This window comes from Cupriavidus consociatus, from assembly GCF_017814975.1.
In the GTDB taxonomy this organism is placed as follows: Bacteria; Pseudomonadota; Gammaproteobacteria; order Burkholderiales; family Burkholderiaceae; genus Cupriavidus; species Cupriavidus consociatus.
The window spans coordinates 1-835 of record NZ_JAGIQA010000145.1 but is presented as its reverse complement, the minus strand read 5'-3'; the positions used below and the strand labels follow the sequence as shown (position 1 = coordinate 835).

1 protein-coding gene is annotated in these 835 nt (G+C 50.7%); it reads right to left on the bottom strand.

The genetic code is table 11. The annotated features are described in order from the left end of the window. Positions 1–398: 398 nt before the first annotated feature. On the bottom strand, positions 399–835 hold a 437-nt coding region (locus tag J8I82_RS37815; protein WP_209765743.1), incomplete at its 5' end, for a hypothetical protein.

The window sequence follows — 835 nt, the reverse complement described above, 5'->3', positions numbered from 1 at the left end:
AGGTACTCGCAAATCCCTCGGACAAGCTTCCTCTTCAATAACATGCGGGGCGTTGCACTTCGCTCTTGAAACCGCCCAGGATATTTCCTAAAACGTGACGGCGCTCAAAATCCATGCGGCAGAGAGTAACGTCGCCGTTTGGGAGAAGAACATTGCGATACTGTCGTTCTTCGGCGCACGCAAGCGCTCCGACGACGGTCGGCCTCGTTTTAACGATCTTAGGGTCAACGCTTCCAGCTCTGCTACTCAGTGGTAGTGTGTGATATAAAGCCCCACTGGGAATTCTCCCGGCAATATCAGGATGGATATCTACCAGCAATACGAAACGAATCGAGGGGATATTCGAGTCGGCTAGCTGGCAAACAAATCAATATATTTGGCCATAACGAGGCGGCTATTCATATGCATGCCGTTGTCAAAACATGGACGACGAACACTCTAAAACGAAGCGCCTGAAGGCGTTTGAGATCGAATTTGTCCATTCCTATAAGTGTCGTAAAAATCCGAATTCCATAGCCACGCATGTAAGCGTGCTCCACCATTTCTGTGCACGCCGGATTGAGCCACGGCTCTGCGTAGCCGGCAAAGCTAATGTCAACAGATTTAGGCGCGCACGCCAGACATTGCTTGAAGTCACCAAGGCAAAGATGCTTCACCTGAGAGACTGTTTTTTGCTTGGTAGCAAATTTTGCCTGTGGACAGTAAGAACATCCGACGATGCAGTCCGTCGTGGTGGTTATTTCTAGAACCCTGCCGCTAGCCCCCCGCGGCAGAATAGATGTCGCCCCGATAGAATTTGAACCCTGGGGGCGATAAGAGAGAGAAGTGGCTCGTT